The organism is Arthrobacter sp. 05L421 (assembly GCF_056397785.1).
The window spans coordinates 119,551-143,825 of the sequence record NZ_JBFTOC010000012.1 but is presented as its reverse complement, the minus strand read 5'-3'; the positions used below and the strand labels follow the sequence as shown (position 1 = coordinate 143,825).

Sequence of the window (24,275 nt, the reverse complement as noted above, 5' to 3'; positions counted from 1 at the left end):
ATTCTGGCTCTAAGCAGTCATTCGCTGCCGGCGGCATCCCTGATGGGTGGCCGGCACGTTCACGGGTGCTTGTTATTCCGCGGCGTGGCGGGGGGCTGTGGCCTGCTGGCCGGCGTCGTGCTGATCAGAGGGGGCCGCCGCGGCGGCGGGCAGGAGTTCCGGCGGCAGCAGCAGCGGGATGCCGTCCTCGATCCTGTACCGCAGCTTGTTCCCGGCTTCATCTGCCGTGACGGTGACGAGCTCGTCGCCTTCCTGCACCAGGCCGGAGCCGGTGACGGGGCATCGGAGGACAGACAACAGTTCGGGACTTAGCTTGGGCATAGTGAACGCTCCCTGATGGGCGCCGCGAAGGGGCGCCGGTGGCTGACGGCTTTTTGCAGTTTCCACCCTACCGCCAGTTGGCGCCTTAGGAAGGTTCGCGCAGGACGCGCAGATGCCCGCGTCTGGCGCCCTCGGCCGGAGCCGGTGCTTCCAGCGCCGGATGCAGCGTGCGCTGCCCCTTGGCAGGGTCCGCCGCAGCCGGACGGAAGGCGGCCTCGCGGACCGCGTTGGCGAGGGCCAGAAGGTCGTCGGGACCGGGCCCGGCCGGGGTTGCCGGCATGGCCAGCCGCATGACTTCCCAGCCGCGCGGCACGGTCAGCGAGTCGGCGTGCTGTTCGCACAAGTCGTAACAGTGCGGTTCGGCGTACGTGGCAAGTGGGCCCAGGACGGCCGTGGAGTCGGCGTATACGTACGTCAAAGTGGCCACCGCAGAATTGCGGCAGGCAGACCTCGAACAAAGACGAATTGCACCCACGACATCACAGACTACTCCCCCTCGGGCGGGGGCTCCGCATCGACACGATAGTGGTTGTGCCGCGGCGGGGCGGCGGCGGATCGCGGTCTGGCCGTATCGCGTAAATCATTCTGCGGGTTTAGAGTCAAGATATGCAGTCATCGCACCACGATTCGGGTTTCACGGTCCGGTTGGCTGACCCCGACGCCGTACAGACAGGCGCCGGTTCCGGCCCCGCCAGCGCGCCTTTGGCCGGCTCGCCCACCGCTGTCCAGGGAAAGAACTTTTGGCAGCGCCGCAGGAACCGGCACGGCCGGGGGCTTCGCGGCGAACTCATGCTCCCCACCCTGCCCGGCTACCGGACCCGCTCCGACCGGTTCGATGACTTCGTCCTGGACTCGGCGCAGCGGCTCCACGACATCTGGGGCAAAACCCTCGACGGCGTCCGCTTCGCCGTCGACGAAATCCCTCCGGGCCTGGAGCAGCTCGTGGCGGACCGCACCCCCGCGCCGATGGGCGCCTTCACGGCCGCGACTGCCGAGGACGGACCGGTCATCACGCTGTACCGCCGCGTGGTGGAACAGGCGTGTGGAACCCGGGACGAGCTACAGGACCTGGTGCACGACGTCGTCGTGGAATACACGGCCGAGATGCTCGGCGTACCCCCCGAGTCACTAGACCCGGTCTACCGCCGCCGGTACTGACCGGCGCGGGATGCCCGGCTCTCGGCCCCGACTTGCCCCAGACTGACCCGGCCCTGCCCCGCCTGACCGGTCCTAGTAGCCCAGCGTGACGGGGACCTGTCGCTGTCCTGCCGCTTCCGGCGCGATGGCCACGACGGACATGTCCTGCCGGCTTTCCCGGCCCAGGACCAGCGCCCCGTAGGCCGCGTCCCCGGCGGCGGATACCACATAGCCCACGAGCGGCGAGCCGCCCACGTCCGCGGGGACCTTGATGGACACCGTGGTTCCGCCGGCAATGTCGGCGGAACCGGCGGGCCGGATCTTGCCGTCCGCCGTGATGGGCGTGTAGGTCACTGTCGCCCGGCCTGCGGGTGCACCGAAAACGAGCTGCCCGGCGCCCGCGCTGGGAACCGGAACGACGTGCTGGCTGCCCAGCCGGGCCGACGCGGCGGAGAACGCAATGTCCGAGGCGTCCCCGGACTGCAGTCCGCGTGTGAGCCGGGCAGTGGCCGCGAAGGAGACATCGGAGCTCGCCGCGACGGTATAGGTCCCGGCCGGGACCCCGGCCAGCGAAACTTCAGTGACGGCCCCGGCCTTCGCCGTGACCACGCCGCCGCCGGGCAGCGCCTTCTGGCCGTCGCGTCCATACAACTTGATCTCGACCACGGCATCGGCTGCCCCGGGCACAGCAACTTCCAGGGCCGGTCCGGCATCGGCGAAGCCGGGTTTCGCCGTAAGCGCGGCCAGGGCCGCCGGATCCTGGATCTCGAGACCGGAGGCCACTTGGCTGACGGACGGTGCACTGCCGGGGGTAATGAAGTCGACACCGCCGGGCGTGAGGCCGCGGAGCACGCTTTGCTGGATGACGGCTGCCACCGGGCCGCCCGTGCTGCGGACCCGCACGCCGAGCCGTTCCTGTCCAGGCGCGAGCCCGGCCAGGACTATCGAGCGGGTGGTGCCGGGCGCCACGAGCAGGCCGCGGCTTCCGGGCGCCTGGATCAAGCCGTCGGAGCCAAGGAGATCCAGGCTCACCGTCGCGGGCGTGCTGGAGGCATTGGTGAGGTTCAGGACTGCCGACCGGCCGAGGGCCGTGTTGGCGCCGACCAGCCAGAGATCATTGCCGGGTTGCTGGCAGGCTGCGGCCGCGGAACCTTGGAGGTCCCCGTCCTCGGCGGTGTAGCTCAGGACGGCGCCGGCAGCTGCCTGGCGGTTGTCCTGGGCATCGGCGCTGAGAACGCTGATGTTGTCCACCTCCCGCTGGGGCACGACGCCGGCGATCAGCACGGGCGTGCGGGCCGCAGCCGTGGAGGCGGTGGGCACAGCCGTGGCGCCCTTGGCGATTTCGGCGAGGGGGGCACCCTTGAGCGGGGCCAGCCGGCTGCCGGGAATGACGCCCGCGCTTGAGCCGAGCACCGCGGCGCTGACGGCGGTCTTCGCCGTAGCGGATTCCGGGCTGAACTGGGGGTCGGTGCCCACGGGGGTGCCCTCGAGCAGCCGGGCAGGGCCCGGACAGACTCCGACGCTGCTGCCTGCCGGCACCGAGGCCACGGGGGCCTCGAGATGCCGGCTGGCGGGGCTTTGTGGGGTCAGCGACGCCGCCGACACCAGGCCTCCGCCCGCGGCAACGAGGGCCACCGCGGAGAGAATGCCCCCCATCAAGCCGGCCCGCGGCAGGCCCCTCTTCTGCGGCGCCGCACCGGCGGCGGGTGCAACTTTGGCTCGCCCGCCGGCACCCGCGCCGGAAACGCCAGCGCCCGGGGTTTCGGTCATGGAAGATGCGTCCTTTGACGTTTCCGGAACCGGACCGCCGTCGTTCTTGTTGTCGCTGTTATCTTCGTTGTCGTTTTTGCCCTTAGACATGCTGATGTTCCTTACGCAGGGAGGCTTCGTCCCTGGACAGGCCGGTGTTGGACCGGCGGGCAGGCATGGGCACGGCCAGGAGGACGGTCAGCCCGATCATCACGGCCTGCGCGATTCCGATCAGGACGGCCCAGGGCGCTTCGTAACGGATGCTCAACTGGCCGCCTTGGGCGGGCAGGGTGAACGCCTGGGCCCATCCCGACGTCGTTGAGGTCAGGCGGCGGCCGTCGAGCCAGGCGCTCCAGCCCGGATCGGCGCGGTCGGCAAGAACCACCAGGCGGCCCTCGGGGCCGGCCGGGATGGTGCCGCCCGCAGAGACTTCCTCCGCAGACAGCAGGCCGACGGTTGCGCCGGTGCCGTCCACCACCCGGACCCGGTGGGCGACGTCGGAGGCCTTGATGCCAGGCCGGTCCACCGGGCTGACCCGCCACAGCCAGCCCGTACCGGTCTGGCCGACGGCGACAAGCCCGGGCACGGCGTCCATGCGGCTGGCCGTCAATTCGGAGGCCGAATCTGCAACCCGGAGCACCACAAAGCCGACGCCAAGCTGCTCGAGCTCTCCCCTCGGATCCACACCCTCGCCGGCCACAATGGTGGCCACGACGTTCCGGAGCGAAGCGGCGACGGCGTCGTCGTCGCGGACCGTCTCCTGGCCCGGCGCCCCCATGATGCCGCGGGCCGCGGCGATCGTGGACAGGGCGTCGAGTGTGGTGCCGGCGCCGCGCATGAGTGTTGCGTCGAAGCTGCCGTCCTCGTTGCTGGCAATAAGGAGCGTCTTGGACTGTTCCGAGCCCTCGCCGCGGTCAACCGCCGTGGCCGGCAGGGTGCGGGCCTGGGCAGGCTGGACGAGCCTCGGGGTTCCGAGACCGGCGGGGCCGGCGCTGGCTGCCGGTGCTGGCGTGGGTGCCTGCGCCGTAGGCTGCAGCAGGTTTTGCGCGCTCCACAGGGTGAACCCGGCCAGGGGTGCGGCCAGCAAAAGGGCCAGGGCTGCCGCGGCCGTGGCGCGGATCAGGACCTTCCGTGCCAGCCCGGTCCCGGCCGTCCGGTCGGCGGCGTCCAGGAGTCCTTCTGCTGCGATGAGGGCGGCCCCCAGGAGGGCGAACGCGGCCGCCGAAACGGCGGGGCCGGGGAACGGCGTGACCAGGACATCGGCGCTGGCGCCGGAGGCGACATGCCCGGCGAGCCAGCCGCCGGCCAGCATCAGGACTGCGACGGCCCACAGGCAGCGTGCCGTCCAGGTGCGTCCCGCCAGCACCAGCCGGCGCGGCATGAACAGCGCGGCGAGGGCCAGCAGCAGCACCGGCAGCCCGAACAGCAAGGCCAGCAGCAGCGCCCACGGCAGTCCGGCCGTGCCCGATGCGGTCCCGCCAAAGGCGCTCAGCCCGGTGAGTCCGGCGCCGGCGTCGAAGTTCAGCGGCTGGCCCAGGGCCTGCTGCCACAGCGGGGCGGCGTCGAAACCGAGCGGCAGGCCCGGGTCTGCCAGGAGCGCCCGCGGCCGGTCCAGCACGGAGAAGGCGAACGGCAGGAACAATGCCAGGCTGGGCAGGAGCGCCCACCACACCGTGCGGCCGCGGCGGCCCAGAAGCACCACGCACAGGGCAACGACTGCGATGCAGGGCACCAGCAGCGACGGCGCCGCGGCGGTGACCACGGCCATGGCCAGGCCCGCCGCGGCCGCAGCTGTCCAGGAGGGCGTCCCGTTGATGCCGGGGCGGGCGGCGGGCATGGCGGTCAGCCGGCCTTGGCCCGGCGCCGGGACGGCGTGGACGCCGCGGCCTGCCGCCGTGCCGGTAGCCCGGAGCAGCGCCAGGACGAGCACCGGGATCATAACGTGCGCAATCAAGGCGCCAAGCCGGCCTTGGTTGAGGGAAACCTGGAGCGCCGGCGCCGCGGCCCAGACCAGGGCGGCCGCCAGGCGCAGCCTCCGGCGCGCCGTCAGGGCACCGGCAGCGAACCACGCGCCCAGCGCGGACAGCGGCATGGCAAGGATCAACAACCAGCCGACGGCGCCGTTGGCGTCGCCGGCACCGAGCGCTCCCAGCACCCACAGGAGGTAGCCGAAGGGGTCGCCGTGGCCAGGAAGGCCCGCGCCGAGACTGATCCACCAGGTGGAGGCATGGTGCCAGATTTCGGAGAGGCGCAGTGAAACCGGGATCAGCGCGCCGCCGGAAACTGCCGGGGCACGGAACAGGCCGAGCAGTCCCGTCAGGGAAACCGCCAGGGTCAGGAGTACAGCCAGCACGGCACCGTTGCCCACCCAACCGCGGTCCGGGGTGGCGATGGCGGCGAAGTCGTCGGCGTCGCCGGTAGGCTGCTCGGCCAGCGGATCAGTGCCCGTGGCTCCGTCGCCGAAGTCGTCGGCGCCCAGCGCCTCGATCAGGGAGCGCCGGTGCGCCCAGACCTCACGGCGCGGCGTCTGCAGCCCTGTCATGACGGAGCGCCTTATCCGGCGGGTGCGCGCGGCATTGCGGCGTCCGCGGATCACCGAGGCCGGGCGGCCCAGCGCCGCAAAGGTTGCCAGCAGTTGGGAGAACCCGTGCCCTGGGTCCTTGACAGCAATGCTCAGGATAAGTTTGAAGAGGCTCCCGACGAGAGCGCCGACGGCGTGCAGCGGGACTTTCCAGCCGGCCGCGTGCTTGAGCCGCAGATGGACCTGCGCCTTGCGTGCGGCAGCCGCGTTGCCCAGCGCATGGGGACGATGCGAGACATGGAACATCCGCGCGCTGGGGACCACCACCACGCGGTGCCCGGCGAGGCGGTTGCGCCAGCAGAAGTCAACGTCGTCGCCGCTTCCGGGCAGTGCCGGATCGAAGCCCCGGAGCTCCTCCCAAATGTCGCGGCGAACCAGCATGCCGGCGGAATTCACGGCAAAGGTATCGCTGCGGCCGTCGTACTGGCCCTGGTCGAGCTCGTCGGCATCGATCAGCGTCAGCCGCTCGGCCCAGCGGCTCGTGGAGAGGCCGACGTCGATCAGCCGCCGCTCGGCAAACCAGTCCAGCTGCTTGCAGCCTGCCACCGTGACCGACGGCGCGCGCTCGACGGCATGGAGCAGTTCGGCGAGGGCTTCGGGTGCCGGTGCGGCGTCGTCGTGCAGCAGCCAGATCCACTCGGCGCCCTGCGCGCCGACGGCGGTGTCCTCAGGCCTCTGCGGGAGGGCCTTGAGCCCGGCCATGACGGCGCCTCCCATGCCGGACCTGGGCTGGTCGACCACCGTGACATTGGCCTTGCCCAATTCCTGTTCGAGGAGGGCGGCGGAGTGGTCGCGGGAGCCGGTGTCGACACCGATCACGGCGTCGGCGGGCCGCGTCTGGGCCGCCAGCGCCGCAAGGGTCCTGGGGAGAAAAGCACCGCCGTCGTGGGAGACCACGACGGCGGTGACTCGTACTTCTTGAAGAATTAGACTGCTCGCTTCCTAAGCCGGCGCCGCTCGCGCTCGGAGAGGCCTCCCCAGATCCCGAAGCGCTCGTCGTTAGACAAGGCGTATTCGAGGCACTGTGAACGCACGTTGCAGGCGCCGCAGACTTTCTTGGCGTCGCGGGTGGAGCCGCCCTTTTCAGGGAAGAAGGCTTCAGGATCCGTCTGGGCGCACAGGGCATCGGTCTGCCAGCCGAGCTCGCCCTCGTCGTCGAATTCCTGCCGGGACGGCAGTCCGATCCAGACGGGCTGCGCGGCGGAAACCGAACCGGGCGAATGGAGCTCCATGGGCGGGTCGAGGGGATCGGTGTCATGATCCGGGCCGGCGAGGAGTTCGTCGTGCGCTGCGAGGAAGGCCGTGGCGGCCTCCTGCAGGGAATCCTGGGTGTGTTCGTTATAGCGCTCAGCCGCGTCCGGATCGGCCGGATCTACATACCAGTCACTCGGCACGCCGCGTGACCGGTATTTCGCCGTGGCCTGGCCGGCAACTACGGCATCTTCATGGATACGCTCTGCTAGCCCCATGGCGTCCCCCTCCTGATTTGCAGCCACTGCAAGACCCCCATGGCACTCGGTTGAGTGCCGGTTTATGTGCAGTGGCTTTAGATAACTAATTACACGCGTGTAAGTATCCGTGAGTCAAGCCACGGCGGAGATAATAATCAACTTGATACACAAAGTGCACGCACGCCACGCCCGGATTTTTTTCGCCACTCCCGCAGGATCCCGCGGAATAATCAGGCTACTGAGCACTTCCGGGGGTTTTCATTGAGTTTTCGGTAAATTTTGCCCACACCCACACAGAGGCCGCCGGACGCGCCAACCGCCGGGGTGACCGACGTCACGCTGCCCGGGGCCGGTTGGCCGTGACGAGGGCCGTGGCAAGATGAGGACATGAGCATTCCGGCAATCGACCTGATGACAGCCCTGCGGTCCGGCCAGTCCACAGCGCCCCGGCTGACTTGGTACGGCCCCGATTCGGAGCGGGTTGAACTCTCAGGCCGGGTGCTGGACAACTGGGTGGCGAAGACTTCCAATCTGCTGCAGGACGAACTCGATGCCGAACCCGGCATGCGGCTGCGCCTGGACCTGCCCGCGCACTGGAAATCGGTGATCCTGGCCCTGGCGGCCTGGCAGCTCGGCATGGAAGTGGTTTTCGACGACGCGGAGGCGGAGCTGCTGGCCACGGCGGACCCTGGCCCGCGAGCTGCCGCAGGCGGGTTCGACGCCGTCATGGCTGTCTCCCTGCCGGCGTTGGCCATGCGCTGGACGGGTGAGCTGCCCACCGGCGTCCTTGACTATGCCGCCGAGGTCCGCTCCCACGGGGACATTTTCATGCCCCACACCGAGCCGGAAGCGGAACGCCTCGCGGTCCGCACCTCTGAGGGCACCGTCCATGCACACGGCGCGCTCCTGCAGGATTTTGCCGCAGCCCGCGACACCGGCCTGCGGCTGCTCGTTCCTGCGGCGGACGGCCTCGAAGCGGTTCTTGCGCAGTCACTGGGAACCTGGAAGGCCGACGGTTCCGTGGTCCTGGTGCACCCCGACGTCGAGGTGACCGGCAAGCTGCGGGCCGCCGAGCGCATCAGCGGGAACTGAACCGCTGCACGGTTCCTTGGATACTGAGGCTCAGGCACCAAACCTCAGGCACCAAACCGCAGGCACTAAGCCTCAGGCCGGCGGGCCGGGCAGCTCCGGGTCCCTGACGGCCTCCCGGACGGGCGTCCGGGAAACGCTGGCACCGGGCTGGCTGTCATGCGGCGCGTACGGGTGCCGTTCGATGATTTCGTGGTCGTGCGAGAACTCCGGCTCTTCGTCGAGTTCCTGGTTGAACACGAGGAAGCGGTAGGCAAAGAACCGGACCACGGTGGCGACGAGGATGCCGACCACCCCGGCCAGGAAGAGCATGTTCTTGTCGGTGACACCCATGCCGTACTTCGCGATGGCGGTGAGACCGGTGGAGATGCCGATGCCGATCCCGTTGATGATGATGAACATCACGAACTCTCGCAGCACGTTGGCCTGCCGGCGGTGCCGGAACGTCCAGAAACGGTTCGCAATCCACGAGAACACGGTCGCCACGCTGGCCCCGAAGAAGCGGGCCTTTGCCTCGCTGTCCGTCATGGGACCGTGCATCAGATAGAACGTCAGCCCGTTGTCAATGATGAACGCGATGCCGCCGACGGCGCCGAACTTGGCCACTTCGCGCCAGAACAGCGAGGCCAGCCCGCGCATGCGCTCGTTAAGTGTAGTAATCATGACCCTCCGTGGCCTTCTGGAACTGTCGGCCATTGGGCCAAACGCCCATTTTAGCGCCGTTTCCCGGGAGTCCGCCCGCAGTGGCCGTTCCGACAGCTCCCCGCGCACCCGACGCCGGGCGGCGCCGGCGCGGGCCCGGAACCCTCCCATCAGCAGCGTTCCCGCGCTTGCCAATCCCTAAAAGCCGGGTTCCCGTGAGGTTTTCGGTAGGCTGGGACTTGTGACTTTTCCTGTAATCGGTGTTGTTGGCGGCGGCCAGCTTGCACGAATGATGGCCCCCGCCGCGACCGCCCTGGGCTTTGAGCTCCGTGTTCTCGCCGAAGGCGAGGACGTCTCTGCCGTCTCTGCCGTGGCTAATGCCCCGGTCGGCGACTACACGGACCTGGCGCATCTGCTCGAGTTTTCCCGCGGCCTGGATGTTCTGACCTTCGACCACGAACACGTCCCCACGGCGCACTTGCGGTCCTTGATCGACGCCGGCGTGAACGTCCATCCCGGCCCGGATGCCCTGGTCAATGCCCAGGACAAGCTCGTGATGCGCGCCGCGATCGACCGGCTCGAGCTGCCCAACCCCGAGTGGGCCGCCGTCGCCCATGTCGCGGACCTTGTCGCCTTCGGCGAGCAGACCGGCTGGCCGGTGGTTCTGAAGATGCCCCGCGGCGGTTACGACGGCAAGGGCGTGCGCATTGTGTCCTCGGCCGAGGACGCGGCCGGCTCCGCCGACTGGTTCGAGGCCATGTCCCCCCTGCTGGCCGAAGCCAAGGTGGAATTCAGCCGGGAGCTCTCGGCCATGGTCGCCAGGACGCCGGACGGTGAAACACGGGCCTGGCCGGTGGTGCACACCATCCAGGTCGACGGCGTGTGCGACGAAGTGATTGCCCCGGCCCTGGACATCCCCCTCGATGTTGCCGCGGCCGCGGAGAACGCTGCGGTCCGGATCGCGGGCGAGCTCGGCGTGACCGGTGTCATGGCCGTCGAACTCTTCGAGACGCCGGGCGTGGGTGTGGGCTTCCTGATCAACGAGCTCGCCATGCGCCCGCACAACACCGGGCACTGGACCCAGGACGGCTCGGTGACGAGCCAGTTCGAGCAGCACCTGCGGGCCGTCCTGAATCTGCCGCTGGGCGCCACGGACCTGCTGGGACCCGTCGTGGTGATGAAGAACTTCCTCGGCGGCGCCAACCAAGACCTCTATTCCGCCTACCCCGCGGCCCTCGCGAGCGAGCCGGCCGCGAAGGTGCACTGCTACGGCAAGGCCGTCCGGCCCGGCCGGAAGATCGGCCACGTCAACTTGGTCGGGACTTCAGCCGCCGACGTCGACTCCGTGCGGCAGCGGGCCACTACCGTGGCAGACATCATCCGGAACGGCCGGGCCCAGGCCGGCACAATGCCGGCAACCTCCGAGGAGACCGCATGAGCACCGCACCCAACGCAGGCACCCCTCTCCCCCGGGCGGACTCTCCGATCGTGGGCCTCGTCATGGGCTCGGATTCGGACTGGCCGGTCATGGAAGCCGCCGCCGAAGCCCTCGCAGAGTTCGGGATCCCGTTCGAGGCCGACGTCGTCTCGGCCCACCGGATGCCCACGGAGATGATCCGCTATGGCCAGACGGCCCACGAGCGCGGTCTTCGCCTCATCATCGCCGGTGCCGGCGGTGCCGCGCATCTCCCCGGCATGCTTGCCTCGGTCACCCCGCTGCCCGTGATCGGCGTCCCCGTGCCCTTGAAGACCCTGGACGGCATGGATTCCCTGTTGTCCATCGTGCAGATGCCGGCCGGTGTTCCGGTCGCCACCGTCTCGATCGGCGGGGCGCGCAACGCCGGCCTCCTTGCCGTGCGCATGCTTGCCTCGGGCACGGACGAACTCGCGCTCCAGCTCCGGGCGGACCTCCTGGACTTCGCCCAGGAACTGAACGACGTCGCAACCCGAAAGGGCGCGAGCCTGCGGCACAAGGTCAGCGAAGTGTTCGCCGACGGCAACGTCGCCCCGCGCAGCAGCAAATAAGGCAGCCATTAGGAATCCCGGCATGAGCAACAGCTACGCCCCGACGCACCGGCCTGAGACCACTGGGCAGTCCGGGCGGGTACTGAGCGACCCGGTCCGGAACCCGTCCGGGGCCCCGGCCCCGGTGCTGACAAAGCGGGCGTTCGTCCTGATCCTTCTAACGCTGCTGGTTCCCGGCAGCGCCCAGATCGTCGCCGGGAAGCGCCGGCTAGGCCGGTCTGCGCTGCGCGTGACCTTCACGGTCTGGGCGCTGGCCCTGTTGGCCGTACTGCTTCTGCTCGTGTCCCGCTCCACGCTGATCAACATCCTCGCCGGCACGGTGCCCTCGCTCCTGCTGGTGCTCGGCCTCGCGCTGCTGGCCATCGGCTGGGCTGCCCTGTTCCTGAACACCTTGCGGCTGATCCGGCCCGGGCTGCTCGCCCCCAGAATCCGTCCCGGGGTGGTGCTGGCGCTAGTGCTGGCCATGATCCTCAGCAGCGGGTCCCTGGGCTACGCGGCCTACCTGCTCAACGTCAGCCGCGACGCCATCGGCAGCATCTTCGCTGGTTCCGGTCCCACCCTTGAACCGTCCGAAGGCCGGTACAACTTCCTGATGATGGGCGGCGACGCCGGGGCGGACCGCACGGGCCGCCGGCCTGACAGCCTCTCCGTGATCAGCGTCGACGCCAAGACCGGCAGCACAGCGATTATCTCCGTGCCCCGCAACCTCCAGAACGCCCAGTTCAGCGCGGACTCCCCGATGCGCCAGGTGTATCCGGAGGGCTTCAACTGCGGGGACGAATGCCTGATCAACGCGATCAACACCGATGTCACCAACAACCATAAAGACCTATATCCCGGGGTGGCCGACCCGGGCGCGCAGGCCACCCTCGAGGCGGTGTCCGGAACGCTGGGCATCAGGGTCCAGGCCTACGTCCTCGTGGACATGGACGGTTTTTCCAAGCTCATCGACGCTATGGGCGGCATCCGGATCAAGGCCGGCGGCTGGGTCCCCATCAGCGGACCGATGGTGGACGAGGCCCACGGCATCCACGGCATGCCGGACGGCTGGATTCCGGCAGGCGACCAGACGCTCGACGGCTTCCACGCCCTCTGGTACGGCCGGTCCCGGGAATTCGTGGACGACTACGCCCGCATCCAGCGCCAGCAGTGCGTGCAGCAGGCGATGCTGAAGCAGCTCGACCCGGCAAAACTGCTGGCCAAGTTTGAGGACATCGCCAAGGCTGGCACCAAGGTGGTTGAATCCAACATCTCCTCCGGCCAGCTCGGCAGCTTCGTGGACCTGGCCATGAAAGCCAAGGGCCAGGACGTCAGCCGTCTGACCATCGGTCCGCCCGACTTCGACGCGGCTTTCTCCACGTCGCCGGACTTCAACATTATCCACCAGCGGGTGGCCAAACTGCTGGCCAGCCCGTCCGCCGGCGCCGCAGACGACACTGTCCTGGAGCCCGGAACGGCTGCCGGGCCGCTCTCGGCCGCCGGCGCCGCGCCGGGCACCCAGCCCCCGCCCTCGCCGTCGGACTTCACCCCGGTGACCACCACACCGGACGGGCAGCCGATCACCGAAGAGATGCTCAACCAGTTCAAACGCAATGGCGACGAGCAGTCCATCCGCGACCTCGTCGCCACGAACGGCAAGTGCGCGCCGCTCTGACACCGGCCCGCGTGGATCCACCAGCGCCCGCTGCCCGCGCCGCGGGTGCCCGGATCAGAGCGGCCGCTGCAGTTTGACCGCAAATCATTGACGAGACAGTTCATTAGGCGAGACATTACATTCCACAAGACAGGGACCAGGCCATGTACGAACTTGAGAACGTCCTCCGGCCCTATGCCTGGGGCTCCCCGACGGCGATCGCCGAGCTGCTCGGCAGGCCGGCGTCGGGCGGTCCCGAGGCGGAGCTCTGGATCGGCGCCCACCCGGACTCCCCGTCTGTGGCGCTGACGCCTGCGGCCGGGGGCGCCGGCCGGCACGTGCCCGAAACGCACGAAGACGGACGGCTCGCGCTGGACGCCCTGATCGCCGAGGATCCGGAACACTGCCTGGGCGGCGCGAGCGTGGCCGCCTTCGGCCCGCGGCTGCCGTTCCTGCTCAAAGTCCTCGCGGCCGAGACGCCGCTGTCCCTGCAGGTGCACCCGACCCTCGCCCAGGCCCGGGAGGGCTTCGCACATGAAGAAGCCGCCGGCGTCGACCCCGCCGCCCCGGACCGCAACTACAAGGATGCCTTCCACAAACCGGAAATGATCTTCGCGCTGACCCCGTTCGAGGCGCTCTGCGGTTTCCGGCCGGCGGCGGAATCCCGGGCAGTCTTCCAGCACCTGGCAGCATGTTTCGACCTCGCCGGGCTGGAGCTGCCGCCGCTTGTTCCGCTGCTGCTCGAGGACCTGGCGCAGCCGGACGAGCCCGCGGCCCTCCGCTCCGCCTTTGAGCGGCTCATCGCCGGCGGCGAGGACGTCTCGCACGCCACAGAGACAATCGTGGCGGCCCTCGTCTCTGGCGCGCCCATGGGATCGCACGTGGCGGAGCTGACCACGGTGGTGAACCTCAACCATGACTACCCCGCAGACCCGGGCGTCCTGATTTCGCTGCTGCTGAACCGGATCTCGCTCGCGCCGGGTGAGGCCGTCTACCTGCCGGCCGGAAACGTCCATGCCTACCTCCACGGGCTCGGGATCGAGGTCATGGCGTCATCGGACAACGTGCTCCGCGGCGGGCTCACGCCCAAATTCGTGGACGTGCCGGAACTGCTCAAGACCGTCGCGTTCGAGGCGGTCGCCGTGCCCATGCTCCCCGCCGAGACCACAATGCTGGGCCAGGAACTCTACCGTCCGCCGTTCCGGGAATTCCAGCTGCAGCGAATTGTTCTGGCGCCCGGGGCGGAGCCGGTCCCGCTGGCACAGTCCGGTGCCGCCGTCGTCATTGTCACGGCAGGCTCCGTCCGGCTCGACTCCCCGAAGGGTGAGCTGCGGCTGGAACGGGGCGCCAGTGCCTTCCTGCCCGCCGCAGAGGCCCCGGTCAACGTCCACGCCGTCTCCGGCGCCGCCGGCCCCGCCCTGGCATTCGCCGTTACCACCGCATTGGAAGCCTGACACCATGGATTATTTCCTGCAAAGCCCGCAGTGGGCACAGTTCCAGCGTGCGCTGGGACGCACGGCCCACGAACAGTCCGGCCCCGGGTGGCGGTTCCTGGCGGTCGAGGAGTCCAATCCGGCCGGCAAACTGCTGTACGCCCCCTACGGGCCGGTGGCCGAATCGCTGGCGGCGTTCGACGCCGCACTGGCGGCCCTGACGGACCTCGCCCGGACCAGCGGCGCCGTGTTTGTCCGGGTAGAGCCGGTCACGGCAGGGTTCACTGCCGCCGAGGCCGATGCCGTACTCCGCAGCCGCGGCCTGCAGCCGGCTCCGGTCAGCCAACAGCCCGAGCTCAGCTGGATTGTGGACCTCGACCGGGATTTCAAGGACGTCCTGGCGGACATGAAGCCGGCCAACCGGAACCTGTACCGCAACATCCACAAGAAGGGCGTGACATTCCGCTCCAGCCAGGATCCGGCCGAGATCGCCGTCCTCCTGGAGTTCTTGCACATGACGGCGGCCCGTAACGGCTTCAAACCGCAAAGCGACGAGTACCTGAGCCAGGTGGCCCGCTCGCTGATGCCGGCCGGAGCCGCAACGCTGTTCATCGCGGAACTCGACGGCCACCCCATCGCCGCGGCCCTGGCGTACGATTCCGCAGACACCCGGACCTACGCCCATGCCGCCCTCGATGACACCCACCGCAAGCTCAGCGCGGGCATCCCCCTGCTCGTCACCCTGATCGCGGACGCCCAGGCCAAGGGCCTCAAGCACGTGGATCTCTGGGGCGTCGCGCCCGCGGACCAGCCCGACCACAAGTGGGCGGGGTTCACGGCGTTCAAGAAGTCGTTCGGCGGCCGCGGGATCGCGTATCCCGGAACATGGGACCTGCCGGTCCGGAAGGTCCGGTACGGCAGCTACCAGCTGGCCCGCAAGGGCGCCCAGCTCGCGAAGAAGCTGCGCGCCCGGTCCCGGACCCTCGCCAACCGCTAGGGAATTAAGACGACGAATCCCGGGCCGCGGAGGCTGCCCGGGATTCGTCGTATTCAGTGGAGCAGTTCAGTGCTGCCGCGCAGGTGCTAGTTCTTGCGGGCGTAGCCTTCCCACTTGCTGGCCTGGTGCTCGCCGTCGACGAAGCGGATGGTGCCGGACTTCGAACGCATCACGATGGACTGGGTGAGGACCTTGTCCTTGGAGTAGCGGACGCCCCTGAGAAGGTCGCCGTCGGTGATGCCGGTGGCTGCGAAGTAGCAGTTGTCGCTGGAGACGAGGTCGTTGGTCGAGAGCACGCGCTCGAGATCGTGGCCGGCGTCGATCGCCTTCTGCTTCTCCTCGTCGCTCGTGGGCCACAGGCGGCCCTGGATGACGCCGCCGAGGGACTTGATGGCGCAGGCCGAGACGATGCCTTCCGGCGTGCCGCCGATGCCCATCAGCGCGTCGACTCCGGTGCCGGCGCGCGCCGCAGCGATGGCGCCGGCGACGTCGCCGTCCATGATGAACTTCGTGCGGGCACCGGCCTCGCGGATTTCCTCCACGAGCCCGCGGTGGCGGTCCCGGTCCAGGATCATCACGTTGAGCTGGTTGACCTTGACGCCCTTGGCCTTGGCGATGAGGTGCAGGTTCTGCTTGACGGGCAGGCGCAGGTCCACCATGTCGGCCGCTTCCGGGCCCGTCACCAGCTTCTCCATGTAAAACACAGCGGAGGGATCGAACATGGAACCGCGTTCCGCGACGGCCAGGACGGCGAGGGCATTGTTGATGCCGAGGGCAGCGAGGCGGGTTCCGTCGATGGGATCGACGGCGACGTCGCACTCGGGGCCGGTGCCGTCACCGACATTCTCGCCGTTGAACAGCATCGGGGCTTCGTCCTTCTCGCCCTCGCCGATGACCACGACGCCATTGAAGTGGACAGTCTGGAGGAAGGAGCGCATGGCGTCCACGGCAGCGCCGTCGGCCTTGTTCTTGTCGCCGAAGCCCACCCAGTGGCCGCCGGCGATGGCCGCGGCCTCGGTGACGCGGACAAGTTCCAGTGCGAGGTTGCGGTCAGGCTCGTCGATCCCGACGGCGAGCGAGGGGGAAAGCGTGGAGTACTTCTGGGACATGGGCGCTGGTGTCACGTGAACCTCTTCTTCGAGTGGCGGTCGTTGAACCCGTACGGCCAGGATCGATCCGTCGCGGTGATTCGTCTGATAATGATCATAGTCGGGGCGGGCCCGCAAGGTCATGGGATGACCGGCGCGTGACGCACTTCACTTCCCGGCGGCCCAGGCGCCACGAATGTGAGATCGGCCCGCACATGCGCGACTATAGAGGGGTGAGTGAATTGCAGGACACCTCCCCCGCCGCCCCCGGTTCTCCGGCTGGCAGCTCCCCCACGGCAGGCCCGGACACTTCCGGACAGCCACCGGTTAAGCCCGTCATCGCCGCCTCAGCGGCCAAGCGCGCTAATGCCTCTGTCATGGGCATGCTCATCGCCCTGGTGGTGAGCATCGCCGCATTCCTGCCGATCGTCCTCATGAACCCCTCCCCCAAGACCGACGGTTACCGGCCCAACATCAACGTCAGCGCCTCCGCGCAGAACGCGGCGGGTGTGGCAGGGTTCACACCCGTGGCGGCCGATACCGGCGACACATTTCGCGCAAACTACGCCCGCTGGGAGTCCGGAGCCGGCAGCGGCGTCCCCGCCTGGGAAGTCGGCTACCCGACGCCCAAGGAATCCTTCATCGCCCTTGTGCAGACCCGCCAGGCCAACCCCACCTGGCTCCTGCAGCAGACCAAGAACGCGCCCGTGACCGGCACCCGTAACGCGGGCGGCCGGGACTGGGAACTGCACGACACCGGCAAGGGCGAGAAATCCATGGTGCTGGCCGAGCGCGGCACCACCGTGATCCTGTCCGGATCGGCGACGCTGGAGGAATTCTCCACCCTCGCCGAGGCAGTGGTGAAGTCGCTTGAAAGCAACCCTCCCGCCGGGGCACGGTCCGGCGCGGCGAGCGTAACCCCGGGCGCAACAGTTTCCCCTTCGGCCAGCCCTTCACCGTAAAGTGGCACCGTGGCTACTTATCTGACTCCCGCACTCGCCTGGCAGCGTCTCCGTGAAGGCAACAAGCGTTTCGTCGCCGGCACGTCCTCACACCCCAACCAGGACGCGTCGCGGCGCTCGTCGCTGGTAGAAAACCAGCACCCCTTCGCAGTGATCTTCGGCTGCTCCGATTCCCGCCTCGCCGCCGAGATCATCTTCGACCTCGGCCTCGGGGACGCCTTCGTTGTCCGGACCGCCGGCCACGTGATCGATGACGCCGTGCTCGGCTCGCTGGAGTACAGCGTCAGCGAACTGGACGTTCCGCTGATCGTCGTCCTGGGGCACGACCGTTGCGGCGCAGTCACCGCCACCAAGGCCGCCGTGGAAACCGGCCAGATGCCGGTCGGTTTCATCCGCAGCCTGGTGGAGCGGATCACCCCGTCCGTGTTGACCTCGCTGCGTAACAATCAGAGCGAAATCAACGACATGGTGGTAGAAAACGTCAAGCAGACCTCTCAGCGGCTGGTGGACAGTTCCCGGGTGATTTCGGGCGCAGTCGACGGCGGCCGCACTGCCGTGGTCGGCCTCGCGTACAGCCTTGCCGACGGCCGGGCCGACCTCGTCTCGAGCATCGGCAGGCTCTAAACCCCCGGCCCCCAGCCCCTGCAGAGCGTTCACGGTTTTCGGTGGGACTCCCACTCCCAATAAGCTAGCCCCATGACTTCCACAGATGAGTTGAACACCGAAGAATTCCGCATTGAACACGACACGATGGGCGAAGTCCGCGTTCCCGTAAACGCCCTGTACCGCGCGCAGACGCAGCGGGCAGTCGAGAACTTCCCGATCTCAGGCAAGACCCTGGAGCGCGCCCACATCGAGGCCCTGGCCCGGGTGAAGAAGGCTGCCGCCCAGGCAAACGCCGAACTGGGGGTGCTCGACGGCGAGCTCGCCCAGGCGATCGCCGACGCCGCCGACCAGGTTGCGGCCGGAAAGTACGACGGCGACTTCCCGATTGACGTCTTCCAGACCGGGTCCGGCACGTCCTCGAACATGAACACCAACGAGGTCATCGCCGAGCTCGCCTCGCGGGCCCTCAAGTCCGCCGGGAGCGACAAGGTTGTCCACCCGAACGACCACGTCAACGCCTCACAGTCCTCCAACGACGTCTTCCCGACCTCCGTCCACGTCGCCGCCACGTCCGCGCTGATCAATGACCTGATCCCGGCCCTCGGCTACCTGGCAGAGTCACTGGAGCGCAAGGCCGCAGAATTCAAGGACGTTGTGAAGTCCGGCCGCACACACCTCATGGACGCCACCCCTGTCACCCTGGGCCAGGAGTTCGGCGGCTACGCCGCCCAGGTCCGCTACGGCATCGAGCGCATCAACGCCTCCCTCCCCCGCGTCGCCGAGGTCCCGCTCGGCGGAACCGCCGTGGGCACCGGCATTAACACCCCCGCCGGCTTCCCGGAGCGCGTGATCGAACTGCTGGCGGCCGACACGGGGCTGCCCCTGACGGAGGCCCGCGACCACTTCGAGGCCCAGGCGAACCGGGACGGCCTCATCGAGGCGTCCAGCCAGCTGCGCAATATTGCGATCTCCTTCATGAAGATCAACAACGACCTGCGCTGGATGGGTTCCGGCCCCAACACCGGCCTCGGCGAAATCGCGATCCCGGACCTGCAGCCGGGCTCCTCGATCATGCCCGGCAAGGTCAACCCGGTCATCTGCGAGGCCTCCATCATGGTCTGCGCCCAGGTGATCGGCAACGACACTGCGATCGCATGGTCCGGCACCAACGGCGCCTTCGAACTCAACGTCGGCATCCCGGTCATGGCCGCCAACCTCCTTGAATCCGTGCGCCTGCTGGCCAACACCAGCCGCGTCATGGCCGACAAGATGATCGACGGCATCACCGCCAACGTGGAGCGCGCCCGCTTCCTCGCCGAGGCCTCGCCGTCGATCGTGACCCCGCTGAACAAGTTCATCGGTTACGAGAACGCCGCCAAGATCGCCAAGAGGGCGGTTGCCGAGGGCCTGACAATCCGCGAAACCGTCGTCTCCATGGGCTTCCTCGAGCGCGGTGAACTGACTGAAGAGCAGCTGGACACCGCCCTGGACGTCATGTCCATGACGCGCCCGCCGCACAAGGCCTAGCGACTCCGGGCGGGGACGCCGCCCCGCAGAGAACATCCGCCGCCGGCCGGCACCTTTCCTGAAGGGTGCCGGCCGGCGGCATGTCTGAACAGCGCATGTCTGAAGTGCGCATGTCTGAAGAGCGCATGTCTGAACAGCGCGTGTCCAAACCTAGACCCGGGGCGGTTCTCCGCCGGCCGCCTCCCGCTCCTCCGCTGTGTAGGCCGCTGCCGCGGCGGCGTCCGCCATGCTGGCACCGCCGATCCGTGCCTCCCGCAACCGCCGCGTCTTGGCGGACTGGACGGAAAAGGCAGCATCGACGTTCCCGGCGGCATAGGTCAGGGCGTCCTCGGCGCGGATGCCCAGGCTGCCCGCCGTCAGCACGGCATCCTGGTTGGCGCCCAGGTAGGTGAACTGCCAGCCCCACTGGCTCTGCTGTCGCTGGACCAGGGCCTTGACCAGTTCTCCCGTGGCCTCGCGCGAAGAGTTCTCGTGCCCGTCGGTCAGCACAGCCACAAGCACGGTGCCGGGGCGCTGGTCCTCCGGAAGGGCGGCGAGTTCCGCACCCGCCTCCCCGATCAGCCGGACCATTGCGTCGTGCAGGGCCGTGCTGCCCCGCGGCTGCAGGTCCAGGGCGGGCACGTCCTGGATGTCCACCGAGGCGTAGACGCGCTCGTAGGTGTCATCGAACTGCGCGAGCGAAAGCCTGCACCGGCCCGCCACCGCCTGCTGTTCGCGCACGAACGCCGCAAACCCGCCCACAGTGTCATCGGCGATGGCGCTCATCGAACCGGAACGGTCCAGAAGGACGTACACGTGCGTCAGGGCTGAATCTGTCATGCTTCCCCATTTCCGGCCCGGACGGGGCTGCTGCCTCGCCGTGGGCCACCTGTTGCCAGCAGAATGGCTGGACAAAAGCAGGCTAAGGCCGGGGTGCGACAATTTTGTCCGCAACGGCACAGGTTCGTCCGCAACGGCACACATCTTTTGCACTATTTATAATTGAGTGCAAAAATACACTTTATGGGAAACAGTGCAATTAATGCGGTAGGCCTCCGCGAGCGCAAGCGGGCCGCAACTCGGGCGACCATCACCGCCGTCGCGCGTTCCCTGACCGCCGAACGCGGCCTCAGCGGCTACACCGTGGAGGAAGTCTGCGAGCGGGCGGGCATCTCCCGCAGGACTTTCTTCAACTACTTCCCCGTCAAGGAAGACGCGATCCTCGGCCATGTGGACGACGACTTTCCGGAAGAGGTGGTGGCACGGTTCATGGCAGGCGGCGCGGACTCGCCGCCCGGGGAAATATCGGCCTCACTCCTCGCCGACCTCGTGAGGCTGTCCCTCGATCTCTCCGAGCGGATGAGCGCATCCGAGGAAGAGACCCGCCAGCTGATCGGGGTGATCAAGAGGGAGCCGCAGCTAATGCTCCGGATCATCGGCGCCACCGAGGAACGCGAGGGCGAGTTCGCCCGGCTGCTCGCGGCCAGGGAAGGCGTCGCCGCCGACCATCCAGTGGTCCGCATGGCCGTGGTCCTCCTGGGAAACGTCGCCAGGAAAACCAGCGCCGATTACTTCTCCGAAGGCAACACCCGCCCGTACAAGGACATGATGCTGGAAAACATTGCGGCCGCCCGCACACTCTTTTCACTGCCGTTCACAACGTCCGACTTCGACACTGCCAACTCCGGCACGTCCCACTCCGATACCTGCCAGTCCAACCCTTCCGAAGGAGCGCAATGAGCGCCGCCGTCAGCACCAAACCAGCAGCCGAGCCGCTGCTGCTGACCCAGAAACGTATCTGGATCATCTTCTCCGCCCTCATCGCGGGCATGCTGCTCTCCAGCCTCGACCAGACCATCGTGTCCACCGCCATGCCCACAATCGTCGGCAAGCTCGGCGGTGTGGAGCACCAGGCCTGGATCACCACGGCCTACCTCCTGGCCACCACCATCGTCATGCCGATCTACGGCAAATTCGGTGACATCCTGGGGCGCCGGAACCTGTTCCTCATCGCCATCGCGCTCTTCACCCTCGCCTCCGTCGGCTGCGCCCTCGCCACCGATTTCTGGGGCTTCGTAATCTTCCGCGCCATCCAGGGCCTGGGCGGCGGCGGCCTCATGATCCTGTCCCAGGCCATCATCGCCGACATCGTTCCGGCCAAGGAGCGCGGCAAGTACATGGGCCCGCTGGGTGCCATCTTCGGCCTCTCCGCCGTCGCCGGACCACTGCTGGGCGGTTTCTTCGTGGACCACCTGACCTGGGAATGGGCCTTCTACATCAACATCCCGATCGGCATCGCCGCGTTCACGATTGCCTGGTTCACCCTGACGCTGCCGAACAAGAAGGCCGAAAAGCGGATCGACATCCTGGGCGTGCTGCTGCTCTCCGCGGCCACCACGTGCCTGATTTTCTTCACCGACTTCGGCGGCAAGAAAGACGAGGGCTGGGATTCGCCGCTGACGTGGGCCTTCGGCGCCGGCCTGGTACTCGCCGCCACCGCCTTCGTCCTGGTGGAGCGCCGGGCAGAGGACCCCATCATTCCGCTGAGCCTGTTCAAGAACCGCATCTTCGTGAACTCCACCGCCATCGGCTTCACCCTGGGACTGGGCATGTTCGCGGCAATCGCCTTCGTCCCGACCTTCCTGCAGATGTCCTCCGGGACCTCGGCCGCGGAATCCGGCCTGCTGATGTTGCCCATGATGGTGGGGCTCATGGGTATGGCCATCTTCTCCGGCATCCGCATCTCCAAGACCGGCAAGTACAAGCTGTTCCCGGTCCTCGGGGCCACCCTGACCATTGCGGCAATGCTGTGGCTGACCACACTCACTGCCGCCACCCCCATCTGGGTCATCTGCGTGCAGCTGTTCATCTTCGGCGCAGGCCTGGGCTCGATCATGCAGGTGATCGTCCTGGTGGTGCAGAACTCCGTGCCGGCGGACCAGATCGGCACGGCGACCAGTACCAACAACTACTTCCGTGAGGTCGGCGCATCGCTCGGCGTTGCGGTCTTCGGTTCCATATTCACCACCCGGCTTTCCGAATCCCTGACCAACGCCTTCACGGGTGCCGGGGCGTCCGCCGAGCAGGCGTCGCAGTCCACCCGAACGATGGATCCGCAGATGCTCAACCAGCTCCCGGCGCAGCTCAAGGACGCGATCGTCAACGCCTACGCGGATTCGCTGGCACCCGTCTTCTGGTACTTGCTGCCGTTCCTGGGCATCGCCCTGATCCTGGCTCTGACCCTCAAGCAGATCCCGCTCTCGGACACCGCCGGCATGGTGGCCCGCGGAGAAGCAGTTGGCGGCGAGGAAGCCGAGCGGCTCGAGGCGGCCCGCAGCGCGGCCGGCAGCGCAGCACGCCGCGATGCCGACAGCTCGGAAACCACTAATGACGACGAGCCCAGTACCGGTGGGCCCACGCACGACGCCGAACTCAGCCGCCTGCGCGGCTGATCGTCCGGAGTCGGCCTCGGCCGACAGTCATTGCCTGGGGCGCCGCAATCCTTTTGGGGGTTGCGGCGCCCCCGCTGCGTCCCGGGCCGGTCGCGTTCCGCAGACTTGGGCTTGGGGTCAGCGCCGGTACTGGACGCCTGCGGGAAGCCTAACCGGCCGGAATCAGCACCATGGCGGCCAAGGTGCCGGCCAGCATGAACGGCCCGAAGGGAATGGCCGACTGAAGATTGCCGCGCCGCGCGGCGAGCAATCCGAGGCTCCAGACCCCGCCGAGCACGAACGCGGCAAAGGTCCCGGCCATGACGTGCCCCCAGCCCAGGAATCCCAGGTACATCCCCAAGACGCCCGCGAGCTTCACGTCGCCGAACCCCATCCCGGGCGGATACACGGCATGCAGGAGGAAGTAGAAGAGCCAGAGGGCCGCCCCGCCGGCGAGGACACGAAGCCCCGGCACGCCGAACACTCCGGCGTCCGCTGTGCCTGCAACGTCCTGGCCACCGGGAAGGAGCTGGCTGACGGCCGCGCCCAGCAGGAGGACTCCGGCGATTGCATAGGAAGGAAACACGATCCTGTCCGGGAGCAGATGGTGCCGGACATCGATGACCGTGAGCCGGACCGCCATCACGAAGTAATAGGCGCACGCGGCCACGGCAAGCCAGAAGGCCAGCGGGTTGGCGGCGCCCAAGGTGCCGAGTCGTTCGATCACTCTCGGATGCTACTGGATATTCATCCGGCACGGCCGCCCCCGCGCGTAAACTGTGGATATGGCCGCATGGGACAGCAGGAACGGGCGCGGGCCGGACGCGCCACGCGGCCCGGCGAGCCAGGCTGCGGCCTTCCGGCACCTGTGCCGGTCCTCGCCGTGGAAATGGCAGTCGCTGAGGTTCGAGTACTTGGATCGGCCCCTCGCGGGTTCCGCAGGTTCCGCAGCAGTCTCTCCTCACGGCCTCGTCAGGGCGTGGCTGCGCAGGCCCGGCGCCTTGCGGCTGGAGACCGCCGACGGGCTGGTGATCGCCAGCACCACCGGCATCAACGATTCACGGGGCGGCTTCTATGTCAGCTCCACAAGGAAGACCTGGCTCCTGCCGCCGAATCTGGTCACCCCGGTGTACGACGACGACGGGCTGGTGCGCCGCCGTCCGGAGGCAGCCTACGGCGAACCGTCGTTCGGGAACGGCCGGTTCGCCGCGGCCCTGGACCCGGTGGAACTCGCCGGGAATGCCCCGGTCCCGCTGGAGTTCCCCAACGCCAACGCCGTGGAGCTTGGGCCCATCACGGAGGTTGACCATGAGGGCCGGGCCGCCCTGGAAACCACGGTCAGCCCGAACCTTTCGTACCGTCCCGCCGATCCTGGAGCCCCGCTGTGCCGGCCTGGACGCACACTGTTGAGGATTGACGCCGGCACGGGCGTCTGCGTTGCCAGCCGCTGGCTGGACGCACCCGGCGGCGGCAATGAGCAGAACGGCTACGGCCACTGGCTCAGGATCCTGGGCGTCGATGAATACATGCTCGATGACCTGTTCCTCGCCGAATCGATGAACCTCACCGACGTCCGGCGCCACATCAGCTGGGACGTTCCGGCGGAATAGCCGGACTGTGACTG

22 protein-coding genes are annotated in these 24,275 nt (G+C 68.2%); 13 read left to right on the top strand and 9 right to left on the bottom strand.

Annotated features, from left to right (window positions below; all coding sequences use genetic code 11):
- Positions 1 to 72 precede the first annotated feature (72 nt).
- Both AC1DKQ_RS14990 and AC1DKQ_RS14985 read right to left on the bottom strand, forming a co-directional pair.
- Positions 73 to 321, bottom strand: a complete 249-nt coding sequence (locus tag AC1DKQ_RS14990) for a Trm112 family protein (RefSeq protein WP_476919434.1) — start codon at positions 319 to 321, stop codon at positions 73 to 75.
- Between the two features lie 85 nt (positions 322 to 406).
- Complete coding sequence (locus tag AC1DKQ_RS14985; protein ID WP_476919433.1) at positions 407 to 796, bottom strand: DUF3499 domain-containing protein; 390 nt, start codon at positions 794 to 796, stop codon at positions 407 to 409.
- 131 nt (positions 797 to 927) lie between these two features.
- On the opposite strand from AC1DKQ_RS14985, the gene AC1DKQ_RS14980 reads away from it, so the two are divergent.
- Complete coding sequence (locus AC1DKQ_RS14980; protein WP_476919432.1) at positions 928 to 1,479, top strand: metallopeptidase family protein; 552 nt, start codon at positions 928 to 930, stop codon at positions 1,477 to 1,479.
- Positions 1,480 to 1,551: 72 nt separating this feature from the next.
- On the opposite strand, the gene AC1DKQ_RS14975 is transcribed toward AC1DKQ_RS14980, so the two are convergent.
- From AC1DKQ_RS14975 to AC1DKQ_RS14965, 3 genes are read right to left on the bottom strand one after another with little or no spacing between them, the layout of a single operon-like run.
- Positions 1,552 to 3,318, bottom strand: a complete 1,767-nt coding sequence (locus tag AC1DKQ_RS14975; protein WP_476919431.1) for a DUF5719 family protein — start codon at positions 3,316 to 3,318, stop codon at positions 1,552 to 1,554.
- The gene (locus AC1DKQ_RS14970; RefSeq protein WP_476919430.1) at positions 3,311 to 6,685 is read right to left on the bottom strand and encodes a glycosyltransferase family 2 protein; all 3,375 of its coding nucleotides are present in this window, start codon (positions 6,683 to 6,685) and stop codon (positions 3,311 to 3,313) included. Before AC1DKQ_RS14970 ends, AC1DKQ_RS14975 begins: the two co-directional genes overlap by 8 nt.
- 29 nt (positions 6,686 to 6,714) lie before the next feature.
- Positions 6,715 to 7,257, bottom strand: a complete 543-nt coding sequence (locus AC1DKQ_RS14965) for a WhiB family transcriptional regulator (RefSeq protein WP_476883723.1) — start codon at positions 7,255 to 7,257, stop codon at positions 6,715 to 6,717.
- Between the two features lie 369 nt (positions 7,258 to 7,626).
- On the opposite strand from AC1DKQ_RS14965, the gene AC1DKQ_RS14960 reads away from it, so the two are divergent.
- Positions 7,627 to 8,331 (top strand): TIGR03089 family protein, encoded by a 705-nt coding sequence (locus tag AC1DKQ_RS14960; protein WP_476883724.1) that lies wholly within the window; start codon positions 7,627 to 7,629, stop codon positions 8,329 to 8,331.
- 72 nt (positions 8,332 to 8,403) lie between these two features.
- Here AC1DKQ_RS14960 and AC1DKQ_RS14955 read toward each other — a convergent pair whose 3' ends face one another.
- The gene (locus AC1DKQ_RS14955; RefSeq protein WP_476919429.1) at positions 8,404 to 8,991 is read right to left on the bottom strand and encodes a GtrA family protein; all 588 of its coding nucleotides are present in this window, start codon (positions 8,989 to 8,991) and stop codon (positions 8,404 to 8,406) included.
- Between the two features lie 220 nt (positions 8,992 to 9,211).
- Between AC1DKQ_RS14955 and AC1DKQ_RS14950 the strand changes: the two genes are divergently transcribed.
- The 5 genes from AC1DKQ_RS14950 to AC1DKQ_RS14930 all read left to right on the top strand — a co-directional run bounded on the left by AC1DKQ_RS14950 (position 9,212) and on the right by AC1DKQ_RS14930 (position 15,058).
- Complete coding sequence (locus AC1DKQ_RS14950; RefSeq protein WP_476883726.1) at positions 9,212 to 10,408, top strand: 5-(carboxyamino)imidazole ribonucleotide synthase; 1,197 nt, start codon at positions 9,212 to 9,214, stop codon at positions 10,406 to 10,408.
- Complete coding sequence (gene purE, locus AC1DKQ_RS14945; protein WP_476883727.1) at positions 10,405 to 10,995, top strand: 5-(carboxyamino)imidazole ribonucleotide mutase; 591 nt, start codon at positions 10,405 to 10,407, stop codon at positions 10,993 to 10,995. The genes AC1DKQ_RS14950 and purE overlap by 4 nt, the downstream gene beginning before the upstream one ends.
- 22 nt (positions 10,996 to 11,017) lie before the next feature.
- A complete protein-coding gene (locus tag AC1DKQ_RS14940; RefSeq protein ID WP_476919428.1) occupies positions 11,018 to 12,649 on the top strand; it encodes an LCP family protein in 1,632 nt (543 codons plus the stop codon).
- 143 nt (positions 12,650 to 12,792) lie between these two features.
- A complete protein-coding gene (gene manA / locus AC1DKQ_RS14935; RefSeq protein WP_476919427.1) occupies positions 12,793 to 14,082 on the top strand; it encodes a mannose-6-phosphate isomerase, class I in 1,290 nt (429 codons plus the stop codon).
- A 4-nt stretch (positions 14,083 to 14,086) separates the two neighbouring features.
- On the top strand, positions 14,087 to 15,058 hold the full coding sequence (locus tag AC1DKQ_RS14930) for a lipid II:glycine glycyltransferase FemX (protein WP_476883730.1): 972 nt from the start codon (positions 14,087 to 14,089) through the stop codon (positions 15,056 to 15,058).
- Between the two features lie 86 nt (positions 15,059 to 15,144).
- Here AC1DKQ_RS14930 and glpX read toward each other — a convergent pair whose 3' ends face one another.
- The gene (gene glpX / locus AC1DKQ_RS14925) at positions 15,145 to 16,167 is read right to left on the bottom strand and encodes a class II fructose-bisphosphatase (RefSeq protein ID WP_476883847.1); all 1,023 of its coding nucleotides are present in this window, start codon (positions 16,165 to 16,167) and stop codon (positions 15,145 to 15,147) included.
- Between the two features lie 194 nt (positions 16,168 to 16,361).
- On the opposite strand from glpX, the gene AC1DKQ_RS14920 reads away from it, so the two are divergent.
- The 3 genes from AC1DKQ_RS14920 (at position 16,362) to AC1DKQ_RS14910 (ending at position 19,241) form a co-directional block, all read left to right on the top strand.
- Positions 16,362 to 17,108, top strand: a complete 747-nt coding sequence (locus tag AC1DKQ_RS14920) for a DUF4245 domain-containing protein (protein WP_476919426.1) — start codon at positions 16,362 to 16,364, stop codon at positions 17,106 to 17,108.
- 9 nt (positions 17,109 to 17,117) lie between these two features.
- Positions 17,118 to 17,732 carry a carbonic anhydrase gene (locus AC1DKQ_RS14915; RefSeq protein ID WP_476919425.1) on the top strand — a complete coding sequence of 205 codons (615 nt, stop codon included), beginning with the start codon at positions 17,118 to 17,120 and terminating at the stop codon, positions 17,730 to 17,732.
- A gap of 72 nt (positions 17,733 to 17,804) precedes the next feature.
- Entirely contained in the window at positions 17,805 to 19,241 is a 1,437-nt protein-coding gene (locus AC1DKQ_RS14910; RefSeq protein ID WP_476883733.1) for a class II fumarate hydratase, read from the top strand.
- Between the two features lie 150 nt (positions 19,242 to 19,391).
- Here the strand turns inward: AC1DKQ_RS14910 and AC1DKQ_RS14905 are convergent, their stop codons facing one another.
- Positions 19,392 to 20,060: a VWA domain-containing protein gene (locus tag AC1DKQ_RS14905; RefSeq protein WP_476883734.1), complete on the bottom strand. Its 669-nt coding sequence runs from the start codon at positions 20,058 to 20,060 to the stop codon at positions 19,392 to 19,394.
- Positions 20,061 to 20,243: 183 nt separating this feature from the next.
- On the opposite strand from AC1DKQ_RS14905, the gene AC1DKQ_RS14900 reads away from it, so the two are divergent.
- Together AC1DKQ_RS14900 and AC1DKQ_RS14895 are read left to right on the top strand one after the other, a co-directional pair.
- Positions 20,244 to 20,960, top strand: coding sequence for a TetR/AcrR family transcriptional regulator (locus AC1DKQ_RS14900; RefSeq protein ID WP_476919424.1), 717 nt, complete (start codon positions 20,244 to 20,246; stop codon positions 20,958 to 20,960).
- Positions 20,957 to 22,672 carry a DHA2 family efflux MFS transporter permease subunit gene (locus tag AC1DKQ_RS14895; RefSeq protein WP_476919423.1) on the top strand — a complete coding sequence of 572 codons (1,716 nt, stop codon included), beginning with the start codon at positions 20,957 to 20,959 and terminating at the stop codon, positions 22,670 to 22,672. The genes AC1DKQ_RS14900 and AC1DKQ_RS14895 overlap by 4 nt, the downstream gene beginning before the upstream one ends.
- A gap of 148 nt (positions 22,673 to 22,820) precedes the next feature.
- On the opposite strand, the gene AC1DKQ_RS14890 is transcribed toward AC1DKQ_RS14895, so the two are convergent.
- Complete coding sequence (locus tag AC1DKQ_RS14890) at positions 22,821 to 23,378, bottom strand: prepilin peptidase (RefSeq protein ID WP_476919422.1); 558 nt, start codon at positions 23,376 to 23,378, stop codon at positions 22,821 to 22,823.
- 58 nt (positions 23,379 to 23,436) lie between these two features.
- Here AC1DKQ_RS14890 and AC1DKQ_RS14885 point away from each other — a divergent pair, with 58 nt between their 5' ends.
- A complete protein-coding gene (locus AC1DKQ_RS14885) occupies positions 23,437 to 24,261 on the top strand; it encodes a hypothetical protein (RefSeq protein ID WP_476883738.1) in 825 nt (274 codons plus the stop codon).
- The last annotated feature ends 14 nt before the right edge of the window (positions 24,262 to 24,275 follow it).

What these genes read in the sequence shown, in the direction of transcription:
- AC1DKQ_RS14990 (WP_476919434.1), bottom strand. Translation starts at nt 321, where the DNA reads ATGCCCAAGCTAAGTCCCGAACTGTTGTCTGTCCTCCGATGCCCCGTC.
- AC1DKQ_RS14980 (WP_476919432.1), top strand. Translation starts at nt 928, where the DNA reads ATGCAGTCATCGCACCACGATTCGGGTTTCACGGTCCGGTTGGCTGAC.
- AC1DKQ_RS14975 (WP_476919431.1), bottom strand. Translation starts at nt 3,318, where the DNA reads ATGTCTAAGGGCAAAAACGACAACGAAGATAACAGCGACAACAAGAAC.
- AC1DKQ_RS14965 (WP_476883723.1), bottom strand. Translation starts at nt 7,257, where the DNA reads ATGGGGCTAGCAGAGCGTATCCATGAAGATGCCGTAGTTGCCGGCCAG.
- AC1DKQ_RS14960 (WP_476883724.1), top strand. Translation starts at nt 7,627, where the DNA reads ATGAGCATTCCGGCAATCGACCTGATGACAGCCCTGCGGTCCGGCCAG.
- AC1DKQ_RS14955 (WP_476919429.1), bottom strand. Translation starts at nt 8,991, where the DNA reads ATGATTACTACACTTAACGAGCGCATGCGCGGGCTGGCCTCGCTGTTC.
- purE (WP_476883727.1), top strand. Translation starts at nt 10,405, where the DNA reads ATGAGCACCGCACCCAACGCAGGCACCCCTCTCCCCCGGGCGGACTCT.
- AC1DKQ_RS14940 (WP_476919428.1), top strand. Translation starts at nt 11,018, where the DNA reads ATGAGCAACAGCTACGCCCCGACGCACCGGCCTGAGACCACTGGGCAG.
- manA (WP_476919427.1), top strand. Translation starts at nt 12,793, where the DNA reads ATGTACGAACTTGAGAACGTCCTCCGGCCCTATGCCTGGGGCTCCCCG.
- AC1DKQ_RS14930 (WP_476883730.1), top strand. Translation starts at nt 14,087, where the DNA reads ATGGATTATTTCCTGCAAAGCCCGCAGTGGGCACAGTTCCAGCGTGCG.
- glpX (WP_476883847.1), bottom strand. Translation starts at nt 16,167, where the DNA reads ATGTCCCAGAAGTACTCCACGCTTTCCCCCTCGCTCGCCGTCGGGATC.
- AC1DKQ_RS14920 (WP_476919426.1), top strand. Translation starts at nt 16,362, where the DNA reads ATGCGCGACTATAGAGGGGTGAGTGAATTGCAGGACACCTCCCCCGCC.
- AC1DKQ_RS14910 (WP_476883733.1), top strand. Translation starts at nt 17,805, where the DNA reads ATGACTTCCACAGATGAGTTGAACACCGAAGAATTCCGCATTGAACAC.
- AC1DKQ_RS14905 (WP_476883734.1), bottom strand. Translation starts at nt 20,060, where the DNA reads ATGACAGATTCAGCCCTGACGCACGTGTACGTCCTTCTGGACCGTTCC.
- AC1DKQ_RS14900 (WP_476919424.1), top strand. Translation starts at nt 20,244, where the DNA reads ATGGGAAACAGTGCAATTAATGCGGTAGGCCTCCGCGAGCGCAAGCGG.
- AC1DKQ_RS14895 (WP_476919423.1), top strand. Translation starts at nt 20,957, where the DNA reads ATGAGCGCCGCCGTCAGCACCAAACCAGCAGCCGAGCCGCTGCTGCTG.
- AC1DKQ_RS14885 (WP_476883738.1), top strand. Translation starts at nt 23,437, where the DNA reads ATGGCCGCATGGGACAGCAGGAACGGGCGCGGGCCGGACGCGCCACGC.